The 26993-nt window shown below is 66.6% G+C and carries 29 protein-coding genes; 10 read left to right on the top strand and 19 right to left on the bottom strand.

Annotated elements, in window-relative coordinates; all coding sequences use genetic code 11:
- Nucleotides 1-42: 42 nt before the first annotated feature.
- Genes E6J58_20895 through E6J58_20865 form a run of 7 tightly spaced genes read right to left on the bottom strand, consistent with a single transcriptional unit; the run spans nucleotide 43 to nucleotide 6481 of the window.
- Nucleotides 43-609 carry an NUDIX domain-containing protein gene (locus tag E6J58_20895; protein ID TMB33322.1) on the bottom strand — a complete coding sequence of 189 codons (567 nt, stop codon included), beginning with the start codon at nucleotides 607-609 and terminating at the stop codon, nucleotides 43-45.
- Nucleotides 606-1019, bottom strand: a complete 414-nt coding sequence (locus E6J58_20890; protein ID TMB33321.1) for a cupin domain-containing protein — start codon at nucleotides 1017-1019, stop codon at nucleotides 606-608. The genes E6J58_20895 and E6J58_20890 overlap by 4 nt, the downstream gene beginning before the upstream one ends.
- A complete protein-coding gene (locus E6J58_20885; protein ID TMB33320.1) occupies nucleotides 998-2305 on the bottom strand; it encodes a sedoheptulose 7-phosphate cyclase in 1308 nt (435 codons plus the stop codon). The genes E6J58_20890 and E6J58_20885 overlap by 22 nt, the downstream gene beginning before the upstream one ends.
- Nucleotides 2211-3233 carry a Gfo/Idh/MocA family oxidoreductase gene (locus tag E6J58_20880; protein ID TMB33319.1) on the bottom strand — a complete coding sequence of 341 codons (1023 nt, stop codon included), beginning with the start codon at nucleotides 3231-3233 and terminating at the stop codon, nucleotides 2211-2213. The genes E6J58_20885 and E6J58_20880 overlap by 95 nt, the downstream gene beginning before the upstream one ends.
- Nucleotides 3223-4449 carry a 6-phospho-beta-glucosidase gene (locus E6J58_20875; GenBank protein ID TMB33318.1) on the bottom strand — a complete coding sequence of 409 codons (1227 nt, stop codon included), beginning with the start codon at nucleotides 4447-4449 and terminating at the stop codon, nucleotides 3223-3225. Before E6J58_20875 ends, E6J58_20880 begins: the two co-directional genes overlap by 11 nt.
- Complete coding sequence (locus E6J58_20870; protein TMB33317.1) at nucleotides 4410-5525, bottom strand: DegT/DnrJ/EryC1/StrS family aminotransferase; 1116 nt, start codon at nucleotides 5523-5525, stop codon at nucleotides 4410-4412. The genes E6J58_20875 and E6J58_20870 overlap by 40 nt, the downstream gene beginning before the upstream one ends.
- On the bottom strand, nucleotides 5522-6481 hold the full coding sequence (locus E6J58_20865) for an ROK family protein (protein ID TMB33316.1): 960 nt from the start codon (nucleotides 6479-6481) through the stop codon (nucleotides 5522-5524). Before E6J58_20865 ends, E6J58_20870 begins: the two co-directional genes overlap by 4 nt.
- Between E6J58_20865 and E6J58_20860 the strand changes: the two genes are divergently transcribed.
- The 5 genes from E6J58_20860 (at nucleotide 6374) to E6J58_20840 (ending at nucleotide 11989) form a co-directional block, all read left to right on the top strand.
- Nucleotides 6374-7489 carry a hypothetical protein gene (locus E6J58_20860; GenBank protein TMB33315.1) on the top strand — a complete coding sequence of 372 codons (1116 nt, stop codon included), beginning with the start codon at nucleotides 6374-6376 and terminating at the stop codon, nucleotides 7487-7489. The genes E6J58_20865 and E6J58_20860 overlap by 108 nt on opposite strands.
- Complete coding sequence (locus E6J58_20855; GenBank protein ID TMB33314.1) at nucleotides 7486-8727, top strand: glycosyltransferase family 4 protein; 1242 nt, start codon at nucleotides 7486-7488, stop codon at nucleotides 8725-8727. Before E6J58_20860 ends, E6J58_20855 begins: the two co-directional genes overlap by 4 nt.
- Before the next feature lie 12 nt (nucleotides 8728-8739).
- Nucleotides 8740-9675, top strand: a complete 936-nt coding sequence (locus E6J58_20850) for an NAD-dependent epimerase/dehydratase family protein (GenBank protein ID TMB33313.1) — start codon at nucleotides 8740-8742, stop codon at nucleotides 9673-9675.
- Nucleotides 9597-10691 (top strand): NAD-dependent epimerase/dehydratase family protein, encoded by a 1095-nt coding sequence (locus tag E6J58_20845; GenBank protein TMB33312.1) that lies wholly within the window; start codon nucleotides 9597-9599, stop codon nucleotides 10689-10691. The genes E6J58_20850 and E6J58_20845 overlap by 79 nt, the downstream gene beginning before the upstream one ends.
- Before the next feature lie 104 nt (nucleotides 10692-10795).
- Nucleotides 10796-11989: a glycosyltransferase family 2 protein gene (locus tag E6J58_20840; protein ID TMB33311.1), complete on the top strand. Its 1194-nt coding sequence runs from the start codon at nucleotides 10796-10798 to the stop codon at nucleotides 11987-11989.
- A 15-nt stretch (nucleotides 11990-12004) separates the two neighbouring features.
- Here the strand turns inward: E6J58_20840 and E6J58_20835 are convergent, their stop codons facing one another.
- From E6J58_20835 to ppk1, 11 genes are all read right to left on the bottom strand, one after another.
- The gene (locus tag E6J58_20835; protein ID TMB33310.1) at nucleotides 12005-12520 is read right to left on the bottom strand and encodes a response regulator; all 516 of its coding nucleotides are present in this window, start codon (nucleotides 12518-12520) and stop codon (nucleotides 12005-12007) included.
- Nucleotides 12517-13155 carry a DUF1259 domain-containing protein gene (locus E6J58_20830; GenBank protein TMB33309.1) on the bottom strand — a complete coding sequence of 213 codons (639 nt, stop codon included), beginning with the start codon at nucleotides 13153-13155 and terminating at the stop codon, nucleotides 12517-12519. Before E6J58_20830 ends, E6J58_20835 begins: the two co-directional genes overlap by 4 nt.
- Nucleotides 13156-13175: 20 nt before the next feature.
- Nucleotides 13176-13874 (bottom strand): hypothetical protein, encoded by a 699-nt coding sequence (locus E6J58_20825; GenBank protein TMB33308.1) that lies wholly within the window; start codon nucleotides 13872-13874, stop codon nucleotides 13176-13178.
- A gap of 124 nt (nucleotides 13875-13998) precedes the next feature.
- Nucleotides 13999-14562 (bottom strand): phosphohistidine phosphatase SixA, encoded by a 564-nt coding sequence (sixA, locus tag E6J58_20820; protein TMB33307.1) that lies wholly within the window; start codon nucleotides 14560-14562, stop codon nucleotides 13999-14001.
- 106 nt (nucleotides 14563-14668) lie between these two features.
- On the bottom strand, nucleotides 14669-15361 hold the full coding sequence (gene phoU, locus E6J58_20815; GenBank protein ID TMB33306.1) for a phosphate signaling complex protein PhoU: 693 nt from the start codon (nucleotides 15359-15361) through the stop codon (nucleotides 14669-14671).
- Complete coding sequence (gene pstB, locus E6J58_20810) at nucleotides 15358-16110, bottom strand: phosphate ABC transporter ATP-binding protein (protein ID TMB33305.1); 753 nt, start codon at nucleotides 16108-16110, stop codon at nucleotides 15358-15360. Before pstB ends, phoU begins: the two co-directional genes overlap by 4 nt.
- The gene (gene pstA, locus E6J58_20805) at nucleotides 16107-16940 is read right to left on the bottom strand and encodes a phosphate ABC transporter permease PstA (GenBank protein TMB33304.1); all 834 of its coding nucleotides are present in this window, start codon (nucleotides 16938-16940) and stop codon (nucleotides 16107-16109) included. Before pstA ends, pstB begins: the two co-directional genes overlap by 4 nt.
- Nucleotides 16937-17944 carry a phosphate ABC transporter permease subunit PstC gene (gene pstC / locus E6J58_20800; GenBank protein TMB33303.1) on the bottom strand — a complete coding sequence of 336 codons (1008 nt, stop codon included), beginning with the start codon at nucleotides 17942-17944 and terminating at the stop codon, nucleotides 16937-16939. The genes pstA and pstC overlap by 4 nt, the downstream gene beginning before the upstream one ends.
- On the bottom strand, nucleotides 17913-18947 hold the full coding sequence (pstS, locus tag E6J58_20795) for a phosphate ABC transporter substrate-binding protein PstS (GenBank protein TMB33302.1): 1035 nt from the start codon (nucleotides 18945-18947) through the stop codon (nucleotides 17913-17915). The genes pstC and pstS overlap by 32 nt, the downstream gene beginning before the upstream one ends.
- A gap of 80 nt (nucleotides 18948-19027) precedes the next feature.
- On the bottom strand, nucleotides 19028-19516 hold the full coding sequence (locus E6J58_20790; GenBank protein ID TMB33301.1) for a response regulator: 489 nt from the start codon (nucleotides 19514-19516) through the stop codon (nucleotides 19028-19030).
- Nucleotides 19517-19593: 77 nt separating this feature from the next.
- The gene (gene ppk1, locus E6J58_20785) at nucleotides 19594-21783 is read right to left on the bottom strand and encodes a polyphosphate kinase 1 (GenBank protein TMB33300.1); all 2190 of its coding nucleotides are present in this window, start codon (nucleotides 21781-21783) and stop codon (nucleotides 19594-19596) included.
- A 165-nt stretch (nucleotides 21784-21948) separates the two neighbouring features.
- On the opposite strand from ppk1, the gene E6J58_20780 reads away from it, so the two are divergent.
- From E6J58_20780 to E6J58_20765, 4 genes are all read left to right on the top strand, one after another.
- Nucleotides 21949-23472, top strand: a complete 1524-nt coding sequence (locus E6J58_20780) for a Ppx/GppA family phosphatase (protein ID TMB33299.1) — start codon at nucleotides 21949-21951, stop codon at nucleotides 23470-23472.
- A gap of 3 nt (nucleotides 23473-23475) precedes the next feature.
- Entirely contained in the window at nucleotides 23476-24012 is a 537-nt protein-coding gene (locus E6J58_20775) for an inorganic diphosphatase (protein ID TMB33298.1), read from the top strand.
- Nucleotides 23943-24785, top strand: coding sequence for a CHAD domain-containing protein (locus E6J58_20770; GenBank protein TMB33297.1), 843 nt, complete (start codon nucleotides 23943-23945; stop codon nucleotides 24783-24785). The genes E6J58_20775 and E6J58_20770 overlap by 70 nt, the downstream gene beginning before the upstream one ends.
- A gap of 173 nt (nucleotides 24786-24958) precedes the next feature.
- Nucleotides 24959-25468: a hypothetical protein gene (locus tag E6J58_20765; protein TMB33296.1), complete on the top strand. Its 510-nt coding sequence runs from the start codon at nucleotides 24959-24961 to the stop codon at nucleotides 25466-25468.
- Between the two features lie 7 nt (nucleotides 25469-25475).
- Here E6J58_20765 and E6J58_20760 read toward each other — a convergent pair whose 3' ends face one another.
- The gene (locus E6J58_20760; GenBank protein ID TMB33295.1) at nucleotides 25476-25979 is read right to left on the bottom strand and encodes an isoprenylcysteine carboxylmethyltransferase family protein; all 504 of its coding nucleotides are present in this window, start codon (nucleotides 25977-25979) and stop codon (nucleotides 25476-25478) included.
- Here E6J58_20760 and E6J58_20755 point away from each other — a divergent pair.
- Nucleotides 25966-26993 (top strand): hypothetical protein (locus E6J58_20755; GenBank protein TMB33294.1); only part of this gene is annotated, 1028 nt, incomplete at its 3' end. The genes E6J58_20760 and E6J58_20755 overlap by 14 nt on opposite strands.

Here is a 26993-nt window from a genome sequence, read left to right as displayed (position 1 = left end):
AACAAACGCGCAAAATTTCCCTCGGCCAGGCCGGGCGCCGGTTCAAGGCGATTTCGCGCCTGACAAGGCCTCGCGAAGCAGCACCAGCAGCACCGGCGTCAGCGAAAGCCCGTCGACGATCTCGTTCCGCTGGATCATTCCCAGCACTTCCGCCTTGTGGAACCAGCGCGTGGACATGACCTCCTGCGGATCGTGCGTTTCCCGGATGCGCACCGGATCCTCGGCGACGAACAGCTCGAAGCGCTGATTGCCGCATCCGTACGACGGGTAGTATCCGACGACGTGCTCGAGGGGCCTGGACGGCCGGTAACCCGTCTCTTCCTCCATCTCCCTGGCCGCGGCGGCGGCGGCGCTTTCGCCCTTCTCCGCTCCGCCGGAGGGAATGGCCCAGACGTGCTCGTCGACGATGAATCGGTACTGGCGAATGAAGAGGAATTCGTCGCCGCGCCGCACGACGACCCCGACTGCGCGATGGGGAAAGTCGATCGTGTAATACGGCTCGCTGGAGCCGTCGGGCTGGGTGACCTTCTGCAGCAGGACGCCGAACCATGGATTCCTCGTCAGGGTATCCAGCAGCTCGACCTTCCATCCGTTTCCGCGCTGGCTCATGGCCCGTCCCGGAGATTTTCCGGCTCCGATTCGACCTCGATCACCACGATGCGCAGCTCCTCCTCGCCGATGTTCCTCAGCCCGTGCGTCCCTCCGGGCCGGTTGAGGATGACGTGGCCGGGGCCCACTTCGAACTCGTGACCGTCCAGCGTCATCAGCCCTCGTCCGGACACCACGACGTACAGCTCCTCGTTGTCCACGTCGTGGGTATGACAACCGATGTCCGCTCCGGGCCCGAGCACGGAGAGATCGATGAACCGGATCGACCCTCGATTGCGCGCCACCACGCGCGCGAATGAAATCTCGCGCGAGCCGCCGTGCGCCCGCACGCGCTCGAAGGTGCATCCTTCGAACCTGTACTGCCGTTCCACGGCCGGTCCTCTACGCTTCACGAAATCCCCGCCGCGCAGGAGGACAGCGACGCCAGCGAGCTCTCGAGTATGGAGTCCGGAAGGTCATTGGCGTCCTTCAGAAAGACCACCCGGCCGAGGCCGGCAGGTACCACCAGGTTCATCGACCCTCCGCGGTGCCGGCGCGCTTCGACGAGGGCATCCCGGCAAAGCTGGAGGTCGAGACGGCTCGCGAAAATGGGCAGGGAAGCGGTTCTCAACACGTTGACGATGCGCTGCCAGACATCCGCCCCGATCAATCCCAGCGATCGCGCAATCGTCGTCGACATCGCCATGTCGATCGCCACGGCTTCGCCGTGCTGGATGTCGAAGCCCAGCGCCGCTTCGAGGGTCGGACTGAAGGTGTGCCCGAAATCCACCAGCCTCTCGTATCCCTGATCCTCGTAGGGGTTCTGGCGGAGCTCGTCGAGCATGCCCCAGACGGACCGTTGGAGCAGCTCCCGACCTTCCGCGGCGGGTTCGTCGAAACCTGAGGTCACCAGGTCGAACGCCCGGGCCTCGATCAATTCGAACAGGGTGGCGTCGCGCGCAATCCCCATCTTGATGGCCTCGGCGACGCCGGACACGAGATACTTGCGCGGCAGGCTCTGAAGGAACGCCGGATCGATCAACACCTGCTCCGGCGGGTGGAAGCACCCAACGAAGCTCTTCTTCCCGCAGAAGTTCACCGCGCCCTTCAGGCCGATGCCGGCATCGATCTGCCCGATCAGGGTGGTGGGCACGCGAATGTGGGCGACGCCGCGGCGGATGAGCGAGGCGGAAAGCGTGACGATGTCGGAACACACGCCTCCTCCCATGGAGATCAACACGCCCGTCCGGTTCAGCCCATGCGACAGGGCCTCGTTGCACACCGCCGCGACGAGCTCCATCGATTTCGTCTCTTCACGCGCATTCAGCACCAGCGTCGAGACCGTATTCGTCTTCTGCAACACCGCGCGGATCGCGGCGCCATGAATCCGATCGACCGTCGGAGTGGTGACGAGCAGGGCCTTCCGGTCGCCGATCGCGTCGATCAGCGCGCTGTGGGGCTCGAGCAGGGATTCGCAGAACAGGACCTCGTATCGGGTGCGCGCCACGCAATCCATGGAGACCGCTGCCCAATCCAAAGGCGGAGGCCGAGGGCCGATCCGCGCTGTCGCGATCGACGTGAGGTTGCTGGTGGAAACGCCTTCCTCGACCTTCAGCGCTCCGTCAAATGTAGTCGATCGCATGGCCCGCCTCCCCCACCGTCCGTTCCGGCACGAGAGGTTGGGGACCGTTCCCACCCAACGCCGCGCGCGCCGCATCCACCACCCGCTGCGTCCTCATCGCCTCCGCCAGGTCACAGCGGATCGCGCTCGCGTCTCCGGAGCGGACGGCGTCGAGGAACGACCTGCACTCCGCGAGAAAAACGTCCTCGACTGGCGCGAGATCGCTTCCGTCGCCGAACGCCGCGGAAGGCGACCACTTGAAGTCCCAGCCGTCCAGGACGACCTGTCCGCGCGGCGTAAACACGCGACATCCGATCTGCTTCTCATTCGCGAGGGAGCCGCAGATCACGGTCCCCAGGGCGCCGTTGCGGAAGCGCAGCAGGATGGAGACCGCTGCGGTACCGCCGCCCCCGTTCGGGCTGGGCTGCGCGAAGGCATTCACCTCGCTGACTTCCCCGACGAGGTGGCGCGCGAGATCGATCAAGTGAGTGCATTGCTCGTTGAGCTGTCCGCCGGAGAGCGTCGGATCGCCCCACCACGGGACGCGGTACGCGGCGCACACCCAGTGCGCGGCGAAGCCGAGTACGCTTTCGCCCCCGAGCAGGCTCCTGGCGCGCCTCACGGAAGCGCGATACCGGTTCATGTACCCCACCGACGTGATCGTGCCCGTGAGGCGAAAGGCCGTCAGCGCCGAGAGGCACTGCGCCGCCGAGAGGCCAATCGGCTTCTCGAGGAAGAGCGGCACGCCCGCCTGCGCAGCGAACAGCTCCACCGGGCCTCGCGCAAACGGCGGCGTGCAGACGAAAGCGGCGTCCACCTCATCCCAACGGACGGTCGCGGCGTCGGTGACCGCCTCGCAGTCGGGATGCTCGCTCGCAAGTGCCGAGGCTCGCGCAACGTCGACGTCGCACGCCACGCGGATGCGGTGGCCCAACTGCGACGCACTGCGGGCGTGCTGCAATCCCATCCGGCCGCAGCCGACGATTGCGATGCGCAATGAATCCGGTCGCTTGTCAGTTCTCATATCCTGCCCATATCGCCTGCCCGATCTCGCGCACCCTCGCGCCGGGCACCGCCGGGTCGAGCGCCAGCGCGCGCTCGATGCGTTCCGGAGTCGGGGATTCGACGGCCTCGACCAGAGCGCGCTCGTGAGCGGCCCACCGCTGGAGCCACGGCGCCAGGTGAGCCGGTGGTTCGGTCCCGATGACGTCCACGCCAAAGCGCCAGACGCGGACCGGGACTTCCCGGACGAGGCCGTCGTCGCGCAAGCAGTTCACGATCATCCGGCGGCCGTCATCCGCGAAGATCGCGGCGATCATCGGAACGACCGCGCCGTCGTACCAGGAGAGATCGCGCATGGCCAGGCTGGGCGGTGGAGCGGTCCGCTGCTCGAGCTCCCGCGCAATCGTCGCCTTGAGCTCCTGCAGGAAGTCAGCCCGACCTTTCGCGGCCGGCTTGCCGGCGGAGGTCGACAGCCGGAAGTACTTCAGCGGGACCGCGCCGACCCGCCGGATCTCCTCTCCGCTGACGCCGAAGATGGTTCGGCCCTCGAGCATGCCGGGGAGCGACGGGAGGAGATCCTCTCCCCGATGCTTCAGCGAAAAGACGAAGCCGCGGTGATTGAGCCCCGCGTAATCCCATTCGACGTCCGCGAACGACATCCCCAGAAGTCGGCAGGTCTCGACGACGGTCGCCGTCGGCAGCTCGCAGAGCCCGACGCACCTGGCGGGCGCCCCTGCCCGGATCATCATGCGCGTCGTGATGCTCAACGGATTCGAGAGATTGAGCACCCACGCATCGGCGCACAGACGTCCGAGCTCGACGGCGAGCTCGCGGATTCGGGGAACGACGCGCAGCGCGCTGGTCAATCCGCACGGACCCAGCGTTTCATCCGCCGGAAGCTGGAACCGGCAGGCGAGGTCCTCGTCGCGCGCCCTGCCCGCAAGGCCGCCGAAGCGGATCTGGTTCACGACGACGGCCGCGCCGTCGACGGCCTCGTCGAGCCGGCGGCTCGACGAGACGCTCCAGCCGAGCGCGGCCAGCCTGCGATCGCCGTAGCGTGCCATTCTCTCGAGGGCATCGACGTCCTGGCCGAAGAGGCGCAGCTCGCAGGCGGGAATGCCGGCCGACGCGGTGCGAAGCGCCTCCACCAACGCGGCCGTGAAGGGCGTACTCCCGCCGAGGATGGTGACGATCGGCTTCACCCGACCGCCACGTTCTGGAAGAAGTCGTGGATGCAATCGGTGACGTAATCGATCTCATCGATCCCGATGTCCGGCCGGATCGGCAGGCAAAGAAGCTCTCTTGCCAGTCGTTCCGCGACCGGAAACTGTCCGGCCTTCCAGCCTTTCGCGGCGAATGCCGGCTGCAGGTGAATTGGAGTCGGATAGCGGACGACCACGTCGATGTCGCGCGCGCGCAGATGCGCGAGAAGCGAGTCCCGCTCGGCCGTCCGCACCTGGAAGAGATGATAGATGTGGGTTTCGCCCTCGGTGCGCGCCTGGAATCCGAGCGGCAGGCCGGCGAGCCGTTCGCGATACCATCCGGCGACCTTGCGCCGATGCTCGTTCCATTCTTCGAGGCGCGGCAGCTTCCAGGACAGGATCCTCGCCTGCAGCGCGTCGAGCTTGGTATTGAATCCGACCACCACGTGGTTGTTCTGTCCTACCTGTCCGAGCTCGCGTTGCCGCCGGAGCGCCTCGTCGAGCTCTGCATTTCTCGCCACGACTGCTCCGCCGTCGCCCGCCGCGGCGAGGTTCTTGCTCGGGTGGAAGCTGAAGCATCCGAAGTGGCCGAACGTGCCCACCGACTGCCCCTCGATGCGGGCACCGATCGCCTGTGCAGCGTCCTCGATCACGAAGAGCCCATGCGCTTCGGCCAGCGCAACGATCTCGGCCATCGGCGTCGGCTTGCCGTACAGGTGCACCGGCATCAGCGCGCGCGTCCTCGGACCGATCGCATCGCGGAGCTGCCGCTTGTCGATGAGGAACGTCTCCGGATCCACGTCGACCAGGACGGGTTCGGCGCCGACCAGGTCGACGGCGCCGACGGTCGCGTGGAACGTGTTCGCCTGCGTGACGACCTGGTCGCCCGGCCCGATGCCCAGGGCCCGCAGGGCGACCACCAGCGCGTCGGTACCGGTGTTGACGCCCCGGACGTATCTCGCGCCGAGAAATTCCGCGAGCTGCGCTTCGAACTGCTTCACTTCGGGTGTCAGCTCGTACCGACCGCCGACCAGCATCGCCCGCAGGTCCGCGATCAGCGGCTCGATGTCCGTTCCGAGCTGATGCGCATAATTGTAGCGGCCGACCTTCATACGGACCCCTCCCGCACCATTCCTGCGATTCCGGCGCCAATCAGTCCCGACAAGTCGTCGTTCACGCCCAACTCCACGCGCGAATCCCAACCGCCCGGCGCGTCCCAGCAGCGGGCATCTGCCGCCCGGGCCACGAGCTGTCGGTAGGCGTTGCCGAGCGCCAGCGCAAAGCCGCCGACGAGCACGAACCGCTCGATCCCGAGGCCGAGGTGCATCGCTGCCAGCGCCCAGCCGAGCGGGCCGGCGCCGCGCTCGACGATCTTCATGGCCCAGGGCTCTTCGCGGCGGAACGCGGCGACGAGATCGCCGCTCGTCAAACCTTCGATGCAAGAGCTCTGCGGCGCGTGCTTTCGCGCGTACGCGAGGACCGCCCGGCCCGAAGAAACCGCACCGAGATGTCCGCGGCCGCCGCATTCGCAGATCGGCGCTCCCTCGGAGTCGTCGACGCGCAGATGCCCCAGCTCTCCGCCCAACCCATTCTTGCCGACCAGCGGCCGGCCGTTGGCAAACACCTTGTTGCCGATTCCGGAGCTGACCGTGACGATGCAGAAGTCATCCCCGCTCGATCGCAAATAGCGATAGCCGGCTGCCGTGACGTCGTTCAGGATCCCGACGCGCGCGTTGGGCCAGCGGCGCGCGATGTCCTGTCCCAGCGGATACGGGGAGGTCAAACGGGCGCCCCAGAGCGTGGGGGCAGCGAGAACGTTTCCGGCGGGATCGATCGGCCCCGCGAAGGCGACGTCGACTTCCCGCACCGTTTGCTGCTCGACGAGCTCGTCGCCCAGCCTGCCCATCAGCGAGAGAAGCCCGTCGCGCAATCGTTCGAACGGCGCCTCCGGCAGGTCGAGATGATTGGGTGTCGCGGCAGCGGTGGACCGGACGATCTTCGAATGACGGGAATCGTAGAGGCCGACTCGCGTCCTCGTTCCACCGATATCGAAAACGAGAGTCGCCATCCGCCCCGCCGCCCGTCACGCCCTGCGCGCGAATGTGAGCAGGAAGCTCAGGCCGCGCAAGCGGCAACGAGCGCATCATTCACGCTTACATTTTCGCGCTTGTCATTGAGTTCATTTTTTATCGGGATTGCTTGCCGCGCGGCGCTGGATTTCACACCGTCGAGAGGAGCCGGCACTGGCCTTCATGCGGCAGGAGCATCACCTTGCCGCAGATCGTTTCCCAACTCACGGGCGGGACCTCCCATGGCTAGCTCTTCAGTCGCCGCGCTGATCATGGCCGGCGGTCGATCGGAACGGATGAGGGCAGGAGGCTCCAGTCGACACAAGAGTCTGCGGACGGTGCTTGGGGTGCCTCTAATCGAGTGCAATCTGCGGGCATTGCTGTGGTTCGGGTTCAAGCAGCTCTACGTCGCCGTCAGCGCGCAGGAACGCGCTCTCGCCGCGTGGATCGACGCGCACGGCCGGCCACTGGCCAAATCGCAGTTTGCCACGCTGGAGGCGCTGGTCGAGACCGAACAACTCGGCACCATCGGTGCGGTCGCGTCCTTGCCGCCATGGATCGACGACGTCCTGATCGTCAACGTCGACAATCTGACGAGCCTGGACCTGGGACAGCTCGCCCGTTACCACCGGGAACGCGAGGCCGCCGCGACGATCGCCACTCACGATCAGCCGTTTCCGATTCCGTTTGGCATGCTCGACCTGGCGGGGCAGCGCGTCGTCGCGTACCGCGAGAAGCCGAAATTGTCCGTGCCCGTCTCGAGCGGGACATACGTTTTCAACCGCAGGGCCATCGATCGCGTTCCCGCCGGCCGCCGATTCGACGTGCCCGCGCTGATCGATGCCCTGCTCCAGGCGGACGACACGGTCGCCGCCTACCCACACCGAGAGCCCTGGATCGACGTCAATGACGAGGCGGCATTGGTCCATGCGGAACGGCTCCTCGTCGAGAATGCGGACCGCTGGCCGGGCGCGATCGCTGCGGAACCCGGACGGGTGCAGCCGTGATCAGGGTCCTCTCCGTCATCTCGGACCTCAACTTTGGCGGAGGCGAGAACCGCCTCTTCCATGTTGCCCGCACAATCGATACGAACCGGTTCGACCACACGGTGGTCACGCTGTACCCGGCGGACCACGCGCTTCGCAGCCAGTGCGGCTCCATGCGGCGCCAGTTCGCTGACGCGGGCGTGAGGGTGCACGACCTCGGCGTGCCGCATCCGGCCGGCGCGCGAGGCCCGCGCATCGTCAGGCTCACGAACACCGCCACCACGCTCGCGGCCGCCATCCAGAAGCTGCGGCGCCTCATCATCTCCAGCCGTGCCGACGTCGTCGACGCACACCTCGAGACCGCGCTCTACACAGCGGTGCCCGCGGCCGTGAGCGCCGGCGTTCCTGTGTCCATCACCCTCTACAGCGAGCTGGACCTCTGGAAGATCCTGGACAGCCGCTCCATCCGGCAGATTCTCTTTCCGCCGATTCGCCGGCTCAATCTTCGCCGCTGCAGCGCGATCATCACCGACGCGAAGATTCGGGCCACCGAGCTCGCGCGTTACATCGGCGGATCGCCGCCGCCGCTGCACGTGATCGCGAACGGCGTGCGCCTGGACAAGCCTTCCCGCTCGCGAAGCGAGGTGCTGAGGGACTTCGGCATCCCCGAGGACACCCGCGCAACCATCCTCGGGCAGGTCGCGGGCCTCGTTCCCTTCAAGGGGCAAGCGGTGCTCCTCGAAGCCGCCAGGCGCATCATCGACGGCGGGCACGACGTCTACGTCCTCTGCGTCGGCTACGAGCGCCAGGGTCCGACTTATCCGCAGCAGTTGCGTCGGCAGGCGGAGGAGCTGGGAATCGCACACCGCGTTCGAATCCACGGCTATCCGGGAAGCATCGCCGACGTCTGGAATGTCATCGACGTTCACGTCCACCCTTCGTCGATCGATTCTCTTCCCAACGCGATCATCGAAGCGATGTCGCTGGGAAAGCCGGCGGTGGTCTCTTCCGTCGGAGCAATTCCGGATCACGTCGAGCATGGCCGGACGGGCCTCGTCGTTCCGCCGGACGACCCGGGCGCACTGGCGCAGGCTTTGATGCAAGTGCTGGGAGACGCCCGCCTCGCCGAGCGGCTGGGCCGGGGCGCCTACGAACGCTATCTCGAACGCTTCACTCCGGAGGTGACCACCCGCCAGGTGGAAGGCTGCTTCGAGAGCATGATCGAGACGCACTGCAAGCGCCGTGCGCCAGTGCATTGACCGGGCGAGACGATGGAGAACCCGCTGCAGGGCAGGTGCATCACGGTCACGGGCGCAGGAGGATTCCTGGGGCCCGCAGCCGTCGATGCGCTGGCGCGCAAGGGAGCCCGCGTCCAGGCCGTCATCGGGCCTCCGAACGAGGCGGCGCGAATCCCGCCCGGCGCTGCGTACGTCGCCCAGGTCCACATCTGTGACTCGACGGCAATGCGGAAGCTGGTTGCCGGCGCCGACGCCGTCGTGCACCTCGCGGGACCTGCATCGGTGGGCGCTTCGTTCCAGGACCCGTCGAAATACGTGCGGGTCCACGGCGAAGGAACCGCTGCGCTGTTGCAGGCCTGCCGCGCGGAGGGCGTGCGGAAGGTGGTGTACGTCTCGTCGGCCGAAGTCTATGGCCGGCCGCTTCACTCACTCGTCGGCGAAGACCATCCGCTCAGCGCGCGATCTCCGTACGCCGCGGCGAAGATCGGGGCCGAGAGGCTCATCGAGTCCTACGTCCATGCGTTCGACCTGCGCGCCGTCATCCTCCGGCCCTTCTCGATCTACGGTCCCGCGGCGTCTCCGGAATCGTTGATCCCGACGATCGTCGGCATGGCGCGCCGCGGCCTGCCGGTGATCCTTCGAGACCTGCGGCCGATCCGGGATTACTGCTTCGTCACCGACGTCGCTGAGGCGATTGCCAGCGCCTGTTTTCTCGAGCGCCCGGAGCTGGAGATCTTCAACATCGGCACCATGCGCGGAACGAGCGTCGGGCGGGTCGCGGAGCTCATCCTCGAGGCGCTCGCGCTGACCTGCCCGATCCAGGAAATCGGGGAACGGGATCGGCCAGGCAAGAGCGAGATTCACGAGCTGATCGCCGACAACCGGCGGGCGTGCGAGATCCTCCGGTGGCAGCCTGCGATTGCGCTCGAAGAAGGGCTGCGCCTGACGATCGCGGGCGTCGAACGGTGACCCGCCGGTACCTCATCACGGGCGCCCAGGGACTCGTCGGGCGTTATCTCACCGCGCGCATCCTCGATACGGAGCCCGAATCGGAGGTGCTGGGCATCGGCCGATCGGGCGGCGTCGATGGCTTCTTCACGCATGCGATCTCGACGCGCGGTGGACAAGAACGGGCTCCACTGCCCGCGGAGCTGCTCGCCAGCATCTCCGCACGCCATCGATATCGGTCCGTCTCGCTGCTCGATACGCCCGGATTGTGTGACCTTCTTCGCGAGTTCCGGCCGCATTGCGTCTTTCATCTCGCATCCGCGCTGCATACGGCGTCGCAGCGCGATCTGCTCCAAACGAACGTCGAGGGAACCGCTTCCTTGATGAACGCGGTCGCCGATGCGCCAGGGCTCGACGCGCTGGTGATCCTCGGGTCCAGCGGCAGCGTCTACGGAGAGCCGGAAGCGCTGCCGATTCGCGAGTCCGATACCTGCCATCCGGCGGACATGTACGGACTGACGAAGCTGGCAGCCGAGCACGTCGTGCGCATCCATGCCGAGCGCGGCGGCTTGCCCTTCGTGACGGCGCGCATCTTCAACGTGGTCGGGCCGGGGCAAAGCGAGAGTCATGTCTGTGCGCGTCTTGCCGCCCAGCTTGCGTCGGTTCCGGCCTCGCGTCACTCCGCACTCGAGGTTGGGGCACTCGATACGACTCGCGACTTCATCGACGTACGCGACGTCGCGGCCGCCCTTCTCCTCCTCGCGCAGAGGGGCGATGGCGGCAACGTGTACAACCTCGCGAGCGGGCGCGAGACCCCGATTCACGCCATCCTTTCCGAGCTGCTTCGCATTTCCGGGTTGAACGGCCAGGTCGAGGTTGTCCGGCGCAACGATCGAACCGCCGGCGTCCGGCGGCATGTCGCCGACGTGTCGCGCCTTCAGGGGCTTGGATTCGCCCCGGCATATTCCATCGGCGAGAGCCTGTGCGACCTCTTTCGGTACCATCGAGCGCAGTGGTCTGATGCCTTCCAGCGCTAGCAAGGCCCTTCGCGCCGACTTTTGCGACCTGCGTCGGATCTCACGTTTCTATCTGGTGTCCGCCATGAACGGTGGTACCTGCCCTGGTGTCCCGAGGATCGCCAATGGCGATCTTCGACCACGCGTGGATCTGGACTCGTCCCGGCGTCGTTTGGGCGACGATGGGGCTCTTCCTCCTGCTGTTCCGAACGATGCTCTGGCTGCGGTATCGCCCCGCTGCCGCGGCGACATTCGCCGACGCGCCGCCGCTGACGGTGATCATCCCCGCGTACAACGAGGGTCCGATGGTCGCCCGCTCGATCGAGTCGGTGGCCGCGGCCGACTACCCCCGCTCACGTCTGCAGATCGTCGTCGTCGATGACGGCAGCACCGACGACACATGGGAGTACGTGTCGCGCGCTGCTTCGCGCGATCCCGGCCTGATCACGACGATCCGATTCGCCGGCAACCGCGGCAAGCGCGCAGCTCTGGAAGCGGGCTTTCTCCACGCCCGTGGAGAGATCGTCGTCACGATCGACTCCGACAGCGTGATCGACCGGGCCGCCTTGCTCGCCATGGGAGGCCCCTTCCGCGACCCGCGCGTCGGCGCCGTTGCCGGCCGTGTGGCGGTCTACAACGCCGGCGCCGGCATGCTGCCCCGCATGCTCGACGTCCGGTTCGCGCTGTCGTTCGACCTGCTGCGCGCCGTGCAGTCCGTCTACGGCACCGTCTACTGCTGTCCCGGGGCGCTCGCCGCGTATCGTCTTGCTGTCGTTCGGGAGGTGCTCGAAGAGTGGACTTCGCAAACGTTTCTCGGCGCACCCTGCACCTACGGCGAGGACCGCGCGCTGACGAACTCGATCCTCAACCGCGGTTTCGACACGGTCTACCAGGGCTCTGCAATCGTGCGCACGGTGGTGCCGTCCACGTACGCGAAGCTGGTCAAGATGTACCTGCGCTGGGAGCGCAGCTACGTGCGCGAGGAACTGCGCCTGGCTCGTATCGTCTGGAAGCGTCCTCCTGCAGCGCGCATGTTCGCGCTGCTCGACTGCGTGGTGACGAACCTGCGTTATCCCGTGGGATATCTGAGCTGGTGCCACACGCTGTCGCGCATGGGCCAGCAGCCACACGCCTTGGTCGGCGTGCTCGCGGCGCTGGGGGTGATCTCGGTCCTGGGAATCCTCGTGTACGTCCGTAGCAGCCGGTCGAGCGACGTCCTCTATGGGCTGCTGTATTCGTATTTCTCGGCGCTCACACTGTTCTGGATCTTCCCCTATGCGGCACTCACGGTGCGCTCGAGATCCTGGATGACCAGATAGGGTAGGACGCAGACATCATTGAATGACGTAGCGCTCGAGGCGATACAGCGCGAGCATCGCATGCGTCGCGAGCACCTCGACCTCCTCGCGCAGCCGCTCCGACCGGAACGGGCTGTAGATGAGACGGACGCGGCGATCCCCGAAGTACCGCTCGTCTTCCGGCGACAGGCGGCTGGACACGATCACCAGCGCGTTCCGCGCCAGGACAGCGTCGAGATCCGCAATCGACGAGTGCAGCTCGCGGCCATTCATCTCGAGCATCTCGTACCCGCAGATCAGGACGTCGAAGAACTTCCCGGCTTCGACGATGGCGACCGCCGCGCGGGCCGATCGGCAGGCGGTGACCCGGAAGCTTCGGGGCAGTACGCGGCGGACGGATTCGATCAGATCCGCATCGTCCTCGACCACCAGCACTCGCACTTCGAACAAAGCGCTCACCGGCATCGGACTGCGATCCATTCGCGCCCTCCGATCTGCCCGCCGCACTACGGCAGGCAACGGCAAGGACACGCGGACTCGAGGCAGGTTCATCGCCGACACGGATCGGAAACATTGACCCGGGAATCATTTCCCCCCGTCTTGGCCACTGCCGACATGACCGCCTTGGCAAGCTGTTCCGCCGGCCCGACTCCCCAGTAGTGCAGGAAGAGAATTCGAGGCTGTTCGCCCGCCATGTGCGAGTGGATGGCGACGATATTGATGTTCGCGTGGCGGAGCGTCTTGAGGATCTCCTGCATCTCCGACTCGAGCATGGCGAAGTCGCCGTCGACGACGGCTTTCTCGGGGGAGCCGGCCAGCGCTGCCCAGGTGTTCACGCCCATGGTGTTGATCACCTTCGGCGAATCCCAGAAGAAGTGATTGTGCAGAGCGGTCACTTCCAGGCCGCTGTCCAGCGCCGCGCTCATCGCCGCGTTCACCTGGTCCTCCGTCAGGACCATGTCGCCCATGACCATCGTGTGCGCTCCCCCGCCGCTGAAGGAAGCCCAAGCGGTGAGGCCGAGCGGTGGTGTCAGCTTCACGCCAGCCGCCGTCGGAGCGATGTCGGAACGCGGATACGAGACCTTGAACGCACCCTCTTTCTCGTCGAGCTTGCCTTTGAGGCCGATGAGCTCCTCGATCTTCGCGGTGTTCAGCGTTGCAGCCAGCACCAGGGCGATGGCGATCATGTGCTTCTCCTTTGACCGGCTTACTTCGGCGTGGCGACGAGGTCGTCGAACTGGACGATGGAATCGGCCTTGGTCCAGACGCCGAACTTGCCGGCGTCCTTGAAGGTGTCGTCGCGGTCGTCGATGACCTTGCTGCCGTCGAAGAAGACCTGGATGTGATTGCCGACCATGTCCATCGACAGCTCGTGCCAGATGCCCATCCTGGGCACGCGGGCGGCGACCTTGTCCTCCAACTCCTGAAGCAATCCCTCGACCGCCTCGCGGCCACGCGCGTGGAAGAAATCCAGGGCGGCAACTTCGCCGACCCGCTTCTGCAGGCGGGCGAGGCCGGCCGCGAGCTCGCTGCGTTTGTCTTCGTCGAGCTCCCCTTTTCGCGGGAGCTGTCGGGCGAGCCCGCGCGCGTCATTCGCAATCGCGTGGTAGTCGGCATCGCGCGCGGCACGGAACATCTCCTTGACCTGCTCGTCGTCGAGTCCCTCGATGAGCCTCGCCTCGACCAGCGACGCATCGCCGCCGCCCTCGACGATCTCACGAAGGACCCAGTTCAGATCCTCGACGGCCTGATCGGTGCTGGGCAGCGCGTACACGGAATTCTTGATCGCGACTGCGCCGAGCTTCTGGAGGCGTCGCCAGATCTTCACCCGAAAATAGTTCGGCTTCGGCGGGATCTGGTGGATGAGGAGGAGCCAGCCGCTTTTCTCTCTTTCCGCCACGGTCACGCGGGTTATCGTGCAGCCGTATCGGCTGTCAATGCTGTCCTGGTGCAACTGAATCCGACCAAGGTCGCCGCGGAGCTACCGGCGCTTGCGCTTCTTGCTCGCGAGCGTTCCAGCTCGCCATTGCCTACGCTGGTTCGCGAGGAGAGCCGAGCCCGCGGCCTCCCTTCTCCACTTCCTTCGACATCGGATTCAGGGTCCAGCGCAGCTCCGCGGATCCGGGTTCCACCGCTTCGGCCACGTCGAGACGGACAATTGCGCCCTTCCTCATCTCGATCTCGCTGCCCGGTATCGCGGTCAGCAAGGCGACGAGACCCGACAGCTGCGGTTCGTGGCCGACGAGGGCGACGGATCGGAAGTCGGCGCGACGCGCCACCGCTTCGAGCAACGGCGCGACGCCGGACTTCGGATCCAGTTCCTCCAGCACCGCGACCTCCGCATTCTTCACGGCCCCGACGAGGATCTCCGCAGTCTGAACGGCCCGGACCAGAGGGCTGGTCAGGATCAGGTCGAGCTCGCGTCCCAGGCGGGCGAATCTCCGGGCAGTCCTGCGGAAGCGCCGGCGGCCCTTGCTGGTGAGCGGGCGGAACCGGTCGGGAATCCCCGCTTCGCTGGGGACGGCGATGCCGTGCCGGACGACGTAGATCTCCATCATGTCCGCTCCCAAAGGCCTCAGGGAGCCAGGCACCATAGCCGCTGGCGGAATCCGGCGCCATCGTTCACGTCAACCGAGTCCAACCTGCGGCTCGGCGTACGTCGCTGCGACCCGCTCTAGACGCGTGCCTCGCGCCTGAGCCTTATCCGGGTACGCTCTTCGATGCCCGGCTTCCGGGATGCCGGACGTCGGTGCCGCGCACCATGTAGATGACCATCTCCGCGACGTTGGTGGCGTGGTCACCTACCCGCTCCAGATGCTTGGCGACGAACAGCAGGCTGTTCGCACGGCGGATGTTGCGCGGATCCTCCATCATCAGCGCGAGCAGCTCGTTGACGAGGTTGTGATAGACGGAGTCGAGCAGATCGTCGTTCTTGATCACCGCCTCCGCCTTCGCCACGTCGCCGTCCACGAAGGCATCCAGGGCCGCCCGCACCTGCCGTTGGCACAGCTCGGCGAGCCGCGTGAGATCGTGCACCGGCTTCAGCGGCGGGCTCTGGTTCAAATCGAGGGCGCGCTCGGCCACGTTCACCGCCAGGTCTCCGATGCGCTCGAGGTCCACGACGATCTTGAGCGCCGTGGTGATGAAGCGCAGGTCGCTGGCCGCAGGCTGCCTGAGAACGAGAAGGCGCCGGCAGGCGTCGTCGACCTCCACTTCGAGCCGGTTTACCTCCCGGTCCTGGTCAATCACCGATTCCGCGAGCTTCGAGTCGCGCTCGGCGAGAGCGCGGACGCTGGTGGCGATCTCCATCTCCACCTTGCCGCCCAGGCTGAGCAGCTTGTTGCGAAGGTCGTCGAGCTGCGCGTCGTACGTCTTGTCGGTATGCGCTTTCATCCGAACTTCCCGGTCACGTAGTCCTCGGTGCGCGGCTCGCGGGGGTTGGTGAAGATCTGCTCCGTGGCACCATGCTCGATCAGCTCGCCGAGGTAGAAGAACGCCGTTGCATCGGAGACACGCGCCGCCTGCTGCATGTTGTGGGTGACGATCACGATGGTCAGCGATGCTCGCAGCTCGTGGATCAGCTCCTCGATCTTCGCGGTGGCGATGGGATCGAGAGCGCTCGCCGGCTCGTCCATGAGCAGGACTTCCGGCTCGATGGAGAGCGCCCGCGCGATGCAGAGTCGCTGCTGCTGTCCGCCGGACAACGAGAGCGCGCTCTGCTGCAGGCGATCCTTCACTTCGTCCCAGAGCGCCGCCTGCCGCAGGCTGTTCTCGGCGACCTCGGCGTAGTCTCCGCGAACCCCGTTCAGCCGCAGGCCCGCAATCACGTTGTCGAAGATCGACATGGTCGGAAACGGATTGGGACGCTGGAAGACCATCCCGACGCGGCGGCGCAGGTTGACGGGATCCACGCGCCGCGCGTGCAGGTCCTGTCCGTCGACCAGCACCTGGCCGGACTGCCGTGCGCCGGGAACGAGCTCGTGCATGCGGTTGATACAGCGCACGAACGTGCTCTTCCCGCAACCGCTGGGGCCGATGATGGCGAGAACCGAGTTTTCGGGAACGGTCAGGGAAACGTCCCGCAAGGCATGCGTGGTGCGGAACCAGGCGTTCAGCGCGCGCACGTCGATCTTCGCCTTCATCGCAGCCGGCTCCGCGACAGCAGCCGTCCCGCGAGGGAAAGCGATCCGACCAGGAGCAGCAGCACCAATGCCGCCGACCAGGCCTTGTCGTGCCAGTCCTGGTAGGGACTGACGGCGTAGTTGAAGATCTGCACGGTCAACGATGCCGTCGGCTGATCGGCGCTGAAGTTCCAGTACTGGTTGTTCAGCGAGGTGAACAGCAGCGGCGCCGTCTCGCCCGCCGCCCGCGCTACCGCGAGCAGGATCGCGGTCATGATCCCGCCGAGCGCCGTCCGCAGCACTACGCGCAACGAAGTCCGCCATTGTGGAACTCCCAGCGCGAGGGAGGCTTCGCGCAGCGATCGCGGCACCAGCCGCACCAGCTCTTCCGTGCTCCGGGCCAGCGTGGGGACCATCAGCACGGCCAGCGCGACTCCACCGGCGAGCGCGGAGAAGCGGCGCATCGGCAGGACCACCAGGCCGTAGGCAACGATTCCGACCACGATCGACGGGACGCCGGAGAGAACCTCGGCCGTGAAGCGGATCGCGTCGCCGACGCGGCCGTCGCCTCGCTCGGCGAGAAAGACTCCCGCGCCGACGCCGAGCGGGACGCCGATCAGGCACGCGATGCCGACGATGTAGAGCGTTCCGGCGATCGCATTGCCCACGCCGCCGCCCGCCTCGCCGACCGGCGCGGGAACGGCGGTGAAGAAATCGAACGACAGCCCTCTGAACCCGTGCGAGATCACCAGCCAGAGCAGCGACACGAGCGGCACCAGCGCGACGGCGAGCGCCAGCCCGCAAACGCCGGTCATGATCAGATTCACTGCGCGCCGCTTGGCGAGCATCATGCCGCCACCCGAGCCGGGCCGCGCCGCGACATCCGCACCAGGACGCGCGCGGCGATGTTGAGCAGCACGGTGACGGCGAAGAGGAGAAGGCCGAGAGCGGCGAGAGCGCCGGTATGCATCTCGCCGCTCGCCTCCGCGAACTCGTTGGCGATCACGGCCGGCAGCGAGTATCCCGGCGCGAACAACGAGGCGCGGATCGTCGGCGAGTTCCCGATGACCATCGTGACGGCCATCGTCTCTCCGAGCGCGCGCCCCAGCCCGAGCATGGTGGCGCCGACGATTCCGGCTCGCGCATAAGGAAGCACCGCGGTCCGGATCGCTTCCCACCGCGTTGCGCCCAGCGCCAGCGCAGCCTCGCGCAGCTGGCCGGGGACGGTCCGCAGCACCTCGATGCTGATCGAGGTGATGGTGGGCAGGATCATGATCGCGAGGATCACGCCGGCGGCGAGATATCCGAGCCCGATGGGCGCGCCCTGGAACAGGGGAAGGAACCCGAGCGTGTTCGCGAGAAACGGCTCCACCGGCTTCCGCAGGAGGGGCACGAGCACGAACAACCCCCAGAGCCCGTAGACGACGCTGGGAATGCCCGCGAGCAGCGCGATGGGAAACGATACGATCGAGCGCACGGCGGGCGGCGCCATTTCGGTGAGGAACAGCGCCAATCCGATGGAGATGGGAAGCGCGAGGACCAGCGAGACCGCGCTCGTCACCAGCGTCCCGTAGATGTACGGCGCGGCGCCGAACAGATCGCGGGTCGGGTCCCAGGTCGACTTCGTCACGAACGACTTCAGCCCCGCATGAGCGATGGCCGGGGCTCCGATGCGGGAGAGCTCGGCGACGATGACCGCGGCGGCAGCGAGCACGCCGAGCCCGAGCACCGTGAGCAGGATTGCCCATGCGCGATCCGGAGCGTTACGCCGGGCCGAAACATCTCCGGGGCTGCGCTCCGGCTCGCTCGCCGGCGCGATCACTTCACTTGCTGGAAGCGAGGACGGGCTTTCCATTGACGGTCATCCGTTTCAGTGTCTGCTCGACTTTCTCGACCACCGGCTTCGGCAGCGGTGCGTAATCGAGCGCCGCCGCCTCCTTCTGGCCGTCGTGCACGGCCCACCAGATGAAATTCAGCAGCGCACTGCCTTTGGCGGCGTCCTGTTGGTCCCGGTAGACGAGCAGGTACGTGAACGCAGCGGTGGGATACGCGCCATCGCCCGGCTGATCGGTGATCGAGACGCGGTAATCTTCCGGTATCGCCGCCTTCGCCGCCGCCGCCGAGACGGACTCCAGCGACGCCTTGACCCACTCGCCGTCGTGGCTTTTCAGCTCCGCCGTCGGCAGCTTGTTCTGGTTTGCGTATGCCAGCTCGACGTACCCGACTGCGCCCTCGGTCTGCTTCACCAGGCCGGTGACGCCTTCGTTGCCCTTTCCGCCCAGGCCTGCCGGCCAGTTGACGCTGGTCCCCTTCCCCGGCCCGGACTTCCAGTCCGGCGAGACCTTCGAGAGATAGTCGGTGAAGATGTTCGTGGTCCCCGAGCCGTCGGACCTGTGCGCGACGGTGATCGCGGTGTCCGGCAGCTTCGCCGTCGGGTTATCGTTCTTCAGCGCCGCGTCGTTCCACTTCGTGACCTTGCCCAGGTAGATGGCGGCGAGCGTCTCCGGCGCGATGCGAAGCTGCTGCACGCCGGGCAGGTTCCAGACGATGACCACCGCGCCCATCACCGTCGGGATGTGCTGGACGCCGGAGGCCTTCTGCAGCTGCTCGTCGCTGAGCGGTGCGTCGCTGGCCCCGAAGTCGACGGTCCTCTCGGTGATCTGCTTGATGCCGCCGCCGGATCCGATCGACTGGTAGTTGATCTGGATGTCCGGGTGGAGCTTGTTGTACTGGCTGAACCACTTGGAATAGAGGGGAAACGGGAACGTCGCCCCCGCGCCATTGATCAGGAGCTTGTCGGCGAGCACAGCACCGCTCACGGCAAGGGCAGCGGCCACAGTCAGGATGGTCTTCTTCATAGGGGGTCCTTTTAGAGTCCTGGAGTGACAGGCTTGTGACGAAGCGGAAGCGATTCGATGGCTTGCGGCGGCGCGAAAGCTCACTTCACCGAGGGTTCAACCAGCCGATACCCAGACCCCCGGACTGTCTCGAGGAGGTCGCGTGCCTGCCCGAGCTTCTCCCGCAGGCGCTTGACGTGCGTATCGACCGTTCTCGTCCGCGTCTCCGGAGAAAGTTCCCATACCTCGTCGAGCAGCTGCTCGCGCGACTGAACACGCCCCGCCCTCGCCATCAGTGAAACGAGCAGTTTGAACTCGAGCGCCGTGAGGACGACTTCCTGCTCCATCAAGACGGGAACGTTGGCCGTTTTCGACGACCCTTTGAGCTGCTTGCAGATCTCCGTTCCCGGCACGCCGGGAAGCATCAGATCGAGGAGGACGAGGTCCGGCACCTGGTGCTGGATCCTCGAGCGCGCCTGCTCGCCGTCGTATGCAACGACGGGTTCGAAGCCAGCCTGCTTCAGGCTGAATTCGAGCACCTTCACGATGTCGGGCTCGTCCTCGACGATCAGGATCCGCTGTCTCGCCACAGGGATCGCTCATAGCGAACGCAAGTGACGCTGCAGTGACAGAAAAGCAAACTTGTCGCGGCGCAGTCGCCGAACCGCTACGAAGCGGTGGTCGGCGCCGTGACCGGGCGGATGGCGGGATTCCGGCGAGCGCTGTCCATCCACCGGCGCGCTCGCTGCAGGAAATACTCCTGGCTGCGCACCGCGCCTTCCGTCCTCTGCACCCTCGAGTACGTCCCGTCGGGAGCGAGCCGCCGTGCCTTCACGCCGTCGGAGAGCGACACGGCGAGGACGTCGTTCAGGAGCCGTCCTCTCAGCGCGGGGTCGTCGACGGGGAACATCACCTCGATGCGCCGGGTGAAGTTGCGCGGCATCCAGTCCGCCGAGGAGATGTACACCTCTGCGCGCTCTCCGGCTCCGAAGCTGAAGATCCGGCTGTGCTCGAGGAAGCGATCCACTACGCTCACCACGCGGATGTTCTCCGACGTACCGGGAATCCCCGGCCGCAGGCAGCAGATACCCCGCACCAGCAAGTCGATGGAGACCCCGGCAGTGCTGGCGGCATAGAGAGCGCGGATGACGGAAGGATCGACGAGCGAGTTCATCTTCGCGACGATGCGGGCGGGCTCGCCGCCACGCGCCCGTTGCGCCTCGCGCTCGATGAGCGCGAGGATCCGCTCCTGCAGCCCGAAGGGCGCGACGGCAAATCTCTTCCACTGCGGCGGCTCGGCGTAGCCGGTCAAGAGGTTGAAGAGCGCCGAAGCATCGTCCGCGAGCTCTTCGCGCGCCGAGAAGATCGAGAGGTCGGTGTATTGCCGCGCGGTATTCGGATTGTAGTTGCCCGTGCCCAAGTGGGCGTAGCGGCGGATGCGGTCCTCGCGCCGGACCACCAACGCGATCTTGCAGTGGGTCTTCAAGCCGATCAGGCCGTAGACGACGTGGACGCCCGCATCTTCGAGGCGCCGTGCCCAGGCGATGTTGTTGGCTTCGTCGAACCTCGCCTTGATTTCGACGAGCACCGTCACCTGTTTGCCGTTCTCGGCGGCGCGCGAGAGGGCTTGCACGAAGGGGCTGTCGCCGCTGGTCCGGTAGAGCGTGTGCTTGATCGCGAGCACCTTGGGATCGTCCGCGGCTTCCTGGATGAAGCGGACCACCGGCTCGAACGACTCGTACGGGTGATGGAGGAGCACGTCCCGCGCGGCGATCGTCGCGAACATCGACGGCGTCTCCTGCAGGTCCGGTGGGACGGCAGGCTGGAGGAGCTCGACCCTCAGCTCCGGCCGTGAATCCACCTCGGCGAGCGCGAGCACGTCGATGGGCTGCAACGGGCAGCGGACGCGATAGATGTCCTGTTCCGCCAGCTTCAAAGCCCCTGCGAGGGCTTGCGCCAGGTCGGCCGGAGCGTCTCCCGCCAGCTCCAGCCGGACAGCGGCGCCGCGATCCCTGCGGCGGAGCTCGTCGCGAACCGTGTTCAGGAGGTCTTCGGATTCCTCCTCGTCGATGTCCAGGTCCCAGTTCCGCGTGACGCGAAAGGCGGTGGCTTGCTTGACGGCGTATCCGGGAAAGAGATCGCCCGCGAAAGCGGCGATGATGTCTTCCAGCAGGGCAAAGGCCTGACCGGAGGCAGACGGAATCCGCACGAGCCGCTCCAGGACCGCCGGCACCTGGACGACCGCGAGGCTGGAGTCTCGCGGATCCTTTCGGCGGCGCCGGCCCTCCTTCCTCAAGAGCACCGCGACGTTAATCGACTTGTTCCGCAGATGTGGGAAGGGATGTCCTGGGTCGACGGCCAGAGGAGTGAGCGTCGGAAAGACGTTCTGGGCGAAGTGAGCGCGCGCTGCCGTCCGCTGCTGCGCGTCGAACGCATCGGGCGTGACGAGGTGCAGTCCGTACCGCTGCAGGCAAGGGAGAATGTCGGCCGACCAGATCCGATGCTGCTCTTCCATCATGGAGTGAACGTGCGTGCTGATCGCCGCGAGCTGCTCGTTCGGCAAGAGGCCGTCGGCAGCCGTCTCGCTCACACCCCCGAGCTGCTGCTGCTTTAGTCCCGCGACGCGCACCATGAAGAATTCGTCGAGATTCGAGGAAACGATGGCCAGGAACTTGAGCCGCTCGAGGATCGGCAGCGAGATATCCGCCGCCTCTTCGAGCACCCGCGTGTTGAATTGGAGCCACGACAGCTCGCGGTTGAGGAACAATTGCGGGTCGTGGAGCTCGGCAATCCGCCGCGCCCCCTGCTCCGCGGCGGATGCCGCTTCGCGCTGGGGCGGAGGCGTCGTCGCTTGCATCGCCGGCTCCATTGAGCTTCTCTCCCGTATTACTGCACTATACGCGGGGCGTTCGAATACCCGAGCAGTGCCACGCCGTCTGTGACAATCGTGTCACAGAAATCGGATGGCGAGTAGGCGCCCGAAGTTCATGACTTTCAGGCTAGCTCCGGTACACTGCAAGCGGTGGCGACCGAGCGCAGGTTCAAAGTGCTGGCGGCCATCGACGTCGGTTCGAACGCCGTTCGTCTCAAGGTCGCCCAGCCCCTGTCCGACAATTCGCTCGAAACGCTCCATGAGGAGCGTGACCCCGTCCGTCCTGGAGAGGGCGTATTCACCACCGGACGCCTCGACCAGGAAGTCGTCGAGCGCCTGCTGTCGACGCTCCGCCGATACGGAGCGCTTTGCCGGCGCTACCACGCGCGAATCCGCGCCGTCGCCACGAGCGCGCTCCGCGAAGCTTCGAACGGTGGCGAGATCGTCCGCAGGATCCGCGACAGCGCCGGCGTCCCCGTCGAGATCATCTCCGGACGTGAAGAAGCGCGTCTGATTTGTCTGGGCGTCCTCCACGGTGCTCCGGCGGATGCGCGAGGGACCGTCATCGACATCGGCGGCGGATCCACGGAGGTCATCACCGCCCTCGGTGAGCGGCCGACGACGCTCTGGAGCGTACCCGTCGGCGCCGTGCGCTTGACGGAAGTGTTCTCCTCTTCGGCGACGGTCACCGAACGAAAGCTCGCTCTGATGCGCGCGTTCGCCCGCGAGGCGTTCGACTCGTTACCGCGCGACGCCAGCTTGTCCAAGCGGGCGCTGGGCAGTTCGGGAACGATCAATGCCGTCGTCGGATATGCTGGCCGCGACGGCAAGGGCGCGACGCGCGAGGAAGTCGCCCGGGCGGCGGAGGAGCTCGCCGCGATGTCGGTGCACGAGCGCCGCCATCGGTTCGACGCGCGCAGGGCGGAGATCATCGTGGCGGGCGCCGTCATCCTGGACTGCGCGATGCACCACTTCCGGCTCAGCACGGTGCAAGCCGTCAATCGCGGCCTGCGGGACGGGATCCTCGTCGACCTTCTCCGCCGGAATCGCGACATGGGAGGGGACGAGTCGCTGGCGGACGGGGCGCTGACCATGGCACGCCGGTTCGGGATCGACTGCCGGCACGCGGAGAAGGTGGCGCGGCTTGCCCTCGATCTCTTCGATCGGACACGCTCGGTCCATCGGCTACCGCCGCCGGCGCGGCCGCTGCTCGAGGTCGCGGCTCTGCTGCACGACATCGGCAGCGCCATCAGCCCACAGGCGCATCACAAACACTCCTGCTACCTGATCCAGAACGCGGACCTTCCGGTTCTCTCCACGCGGGAGCGGGACATCTGCGCTCGCATCGCACGGTTCCACCGCCGAAGCGCTCCGGATCGGGCGCATCCAGGCATGAAGGGTCTGACCGTGCGCGAAACGATGATGGTCCGCAAGCTGTCCACACTGCTCCGGATCGCCGACGCTCTCGATCGCAGCCACCACCAGCCGGTCCGGTCGATGGAAGTGTCCGCGGGCCGGCGGGCAGTCTCCATTCAACTTCGCCACCGCGCTGCGGTAGACCTCGAGCTTTGGGACGTGGAACGTGAGGCGGTGCTCTTCCACCGCGTCTTCGGACGCCGCCTGGACGTTCAGGGAAAGAACGGGGAACGCGGCAGGTCTCGCCGGTCGAGGTGAGCGATGGCAAATCTGCTGAAGCTTCCACCCTGGTCGGAGGACCGCTCCCTCCACGTGGTGATCGAGACGCCCCGCGGGTCCGCGGTCAAGGTGAAGCTCGATGCCGACTTGCGCGTCTTCACGATCGCGCGACCCCTGCCCGAAGGCATGGTGTATCCGTTCGATTTCGGCTTCGTGCCCGGCACGCGCGCGGAAGACGGCGATCCCCTCGATGCGGTGGTTTACTGGGACGTGGCGACGTGGCCGGGAATCGTACTGCGTTGCCGGGCACTAGGAATCGTGCAGGTCGATCAAGCCAAGGAGGGCGGAGGAAGGCAGCGCAACGATCGCCTGCTGGTGGTACCCACCAAAGCCCCGCGCGCAGACGAGCTCGTGAGCGCGCTCGACCTGCCTCCGCGCGTACAGAAGGAGGTGGAATCGTTTTTCATCGCGTCCACGGCGTTGGAGGGCAAGGACATCCACGTGCTCGGATGGAAGGGGCCGAAGGACGCCGAGCGGCTCGTAACCCGATACGCCCTGCGGCGCCACCGGCAACGATGACGAAGAACCGAAGCGCGAAGCGCGGCGCTGTCGGAGCGAGCGCGCGTCTTCTCGCGGATCAGGCCCGCGCCGTCCAGCAGCTCGAGGCCGCCCTGCCCGAACAGGACGCCGTCCATGACATGCGCGTCGCCACCCGGCGCCTGCGCGCGGCGCTACGCGTGCTCCGGCTTGGCAAGCTCGATCGGCGGGTGAAGGCGCTTCAGGACGCGCTTGGCGCCGTGCGGGATCTCCAGCTCCAGATCGAATGGCTGCGGAGCCGGGATGCTGCCCTCTACCGGTCGTGTCGCGCTCGCTTGCGCGCGGCGAAGCAGGCGCTTCAGCGGGAGCTTCGACAGTGGCGGTCGCAAACGCTCCCCATCCTGCTGGGCGCGGCAGCAGACGGCTCCGCGCCGCCGCCGCGCAATCTGTCGAAGCTGATGCGCAAGCGGTTGAAGCGCATGCAGGAGCGGCTGGAACAGGCGCGCATCCGGCCCTCTCCCCGATCGCTCCATGCCGCCCGCATTTCGGTAAAGCAGGTGCGGTACCTGGTCGAAGTCGCCAGGGGGTCGCTCCCGAAGAAGGTGACGCGGCTGGAGTCGGATCTGAAGACGCTCCAGGCCTCGCTGGGCGAGCTGCACGACGTCGACACGCGCATCGATCTCGTCAAGACCAGGCCCGCGCTCGCGCGCGACCAGAAAGACATGCGCAAGCGCTTGGGCAAGATTGCGGCGGCGCAGCTCACCCGGTGGCACAAGCAGCGCCTGATCGATCGCGCCAGCAGCGCTCTCCGTTGAGAGGCACGCGGTAACTCGACTCCCGAGCTTGCGTCAGCTGATCCGGCCTGAGCTGCCACAGACGCTCGCGCGCCTCCGGCGGCTGCGGACAATGTATTGCTGTCCCGGTCGGTGAGCGATATGTCAGGTCACGCTGGCTGTCACCCGCGATCGTCCCAGGAAAGAAGGTCCGCATGACCTCCGGAATCACGACGTTCACCTTGATTCACGTTGCATTGAGTCTCGTGGGGATCTTCACCGGGCTCGTCGTCGCGGGTGGGCTCGTCGCCGGGAAGCGGCTCGACGGGTGGACCAGCGTCTTTCTCGCCACGACAGTCGCCACGAGCGTCACCGGGTTCGGCTTCCCATTCGTGACCTTCTTGCCGTCACACGCAGTGGCGATCCTGTCGCTCGTCGTATTGCCCGTCGCGATTGTCGCCCGCTACGTCAAACACCTCGCCGGCGCGTGGCGCGGAATCTACGTGGTCGGCGCCGTGCTCGCGCTCTACCTGAACGTCTTCGTCCTGCTCGCGCAGCTGTTCCTGAGGCTTCCCGCCCTGATGGCCCTCGCGCCGACGCAGAAGGAGCCGCCATTCTTCTTGACGCAGACGCTCGTGCTCGCGCTCTTCGTCTGGCTCGGATTCGCGGCGGTCAAGGGATTCCGCGCGGAGACAGCGGCGGGTGTGACGCCGCGGGCAGCGTAGCTGAGTATCAGGGTGGGACGGTGGAGCGAGGGAGCCGTGGCAACCACCGGCGCACTCCGCGGCAATATGCTTCGTACTCACCGCGGAACGTTCGCTTCAGCGTCGGCTCTTCGTACCAGATGACGAAGAGGTGAGTAGCGAGCAGGAACAAGCCGGCATAAGCGAGAAGAGCGAGCGACGGATAGAAGAGCGCCGCGCCGGTGAGAGCAAGGCTCGCACCAATATACATGGGATTGCGCAGCATCCGATAAGGACCTCGAACGACGAGCCGTCGCGGTGGGTCGAATGGAGCCGGCGTTCCTCTTCCGACGAACGCGAACGTGCCGATGCACCAGAGGGCGAGCGCCGCCCCACAAGCGCCCACCGACATGCCGACGATCTGGAGCGCTCCTGTGGACGACGGCGGCACCATTCCCGAGCGTGAGAGCACGATCCTCGGCAGGTAAATGAGCAGCACGCCGACAAACAGGGCCCCGTAGGTGACCGCCCGGGCGAGGATGAAGCCGATCATGCGTCCCCCTCGAACCAGCTTTCTCCAGGAACGGTATCACGGCTACCCTCGGCGAATGCCCGTCGGACGAACCCCTCTTCCAATCCGGATCACGGCGAGCGATGCGCGCCGGCTCGCGATCGCGGCACAGCGGATCGTGCGAGCCCCGCCGCCGAAGCGGAACGGGATTCTCCAGCTCATCCGCGACATCGGGTACCTCCAACTCGACCCCACGAACGTCGTCGCGCGGAATCCCCAACTCGTACTCTGGACGCGCTTGGGCCGCCATGATCCGACGCTTCTCGAGGGCCTGCTCGCGAAGCGGCAGTTGTTCGAGACGGTCTCGCTGATCGTCCCGACCAGCGACCTGGCGATTCACCGCGCCACGATGCGCGCCTACCGCCGTGCGACGAACGCCGGCGCCGCTCCGTCGCCTCATGGCAGCCTTGCTGGTGCGGGTGGCGGCACCTGGCCGTTGCGCGCGGCGAGGTTCCTCGCGCACAACCCGCAGTTGCGGCGCAGCGTCCTGGCGCGTCTGCGGCGCGATGGCCCGCTGCCGTTGACCGCGTTCGAGGATCGCGCCCTGGTCAGTTGGACTTCGGGCGGATGGAACGACGAGCGGAACGTTACGATGATGCTCGCGATCCTCCAGCGGCGCGGCGAGATCGTCGTCGCGGGACGCAACCGCGGACGCAAGCTGTGGACGCTGGCAGATGGCTGGCTGCCGGAGACGGTGCCGCTCTCCATGCGCGCGCTCGAGCGCGAGGCGACATTGCGGGCGTTGCGCGCGACGGGCGTGGCGACGCTGAAACAATTGCGCTCGCACTACGCCTTCGCGCGATACGTTACGCAGCGCGCGCTCGACGCGCTGGTGCGCGAGGGCGCAGCGGCGCCGGTCGAGATCGCCGACGCCGCCTGGAAGGGACCGCATTACGCTCCGGCGGACGTCGCGATCCGCGACCGCTGGGAAGAGCGGACGACGCTGCTCTCGCCTTTCGACAACCTCATCATCGACCGCGCCCGCACCGAGCAGCT

This window comes from Deltaproteobacteria bacterium, from assembly GCA_005879535.1.
Taxonomy (GTDB): domain Bacteria; phylum Myxococcota; class Myxococcia; order Myxococcales; family 40CM-4-68-19; genus 40CM-4-68-19.
This window is presented reverse-complemented; position numbering and strand designations above follow the sequence as displayed.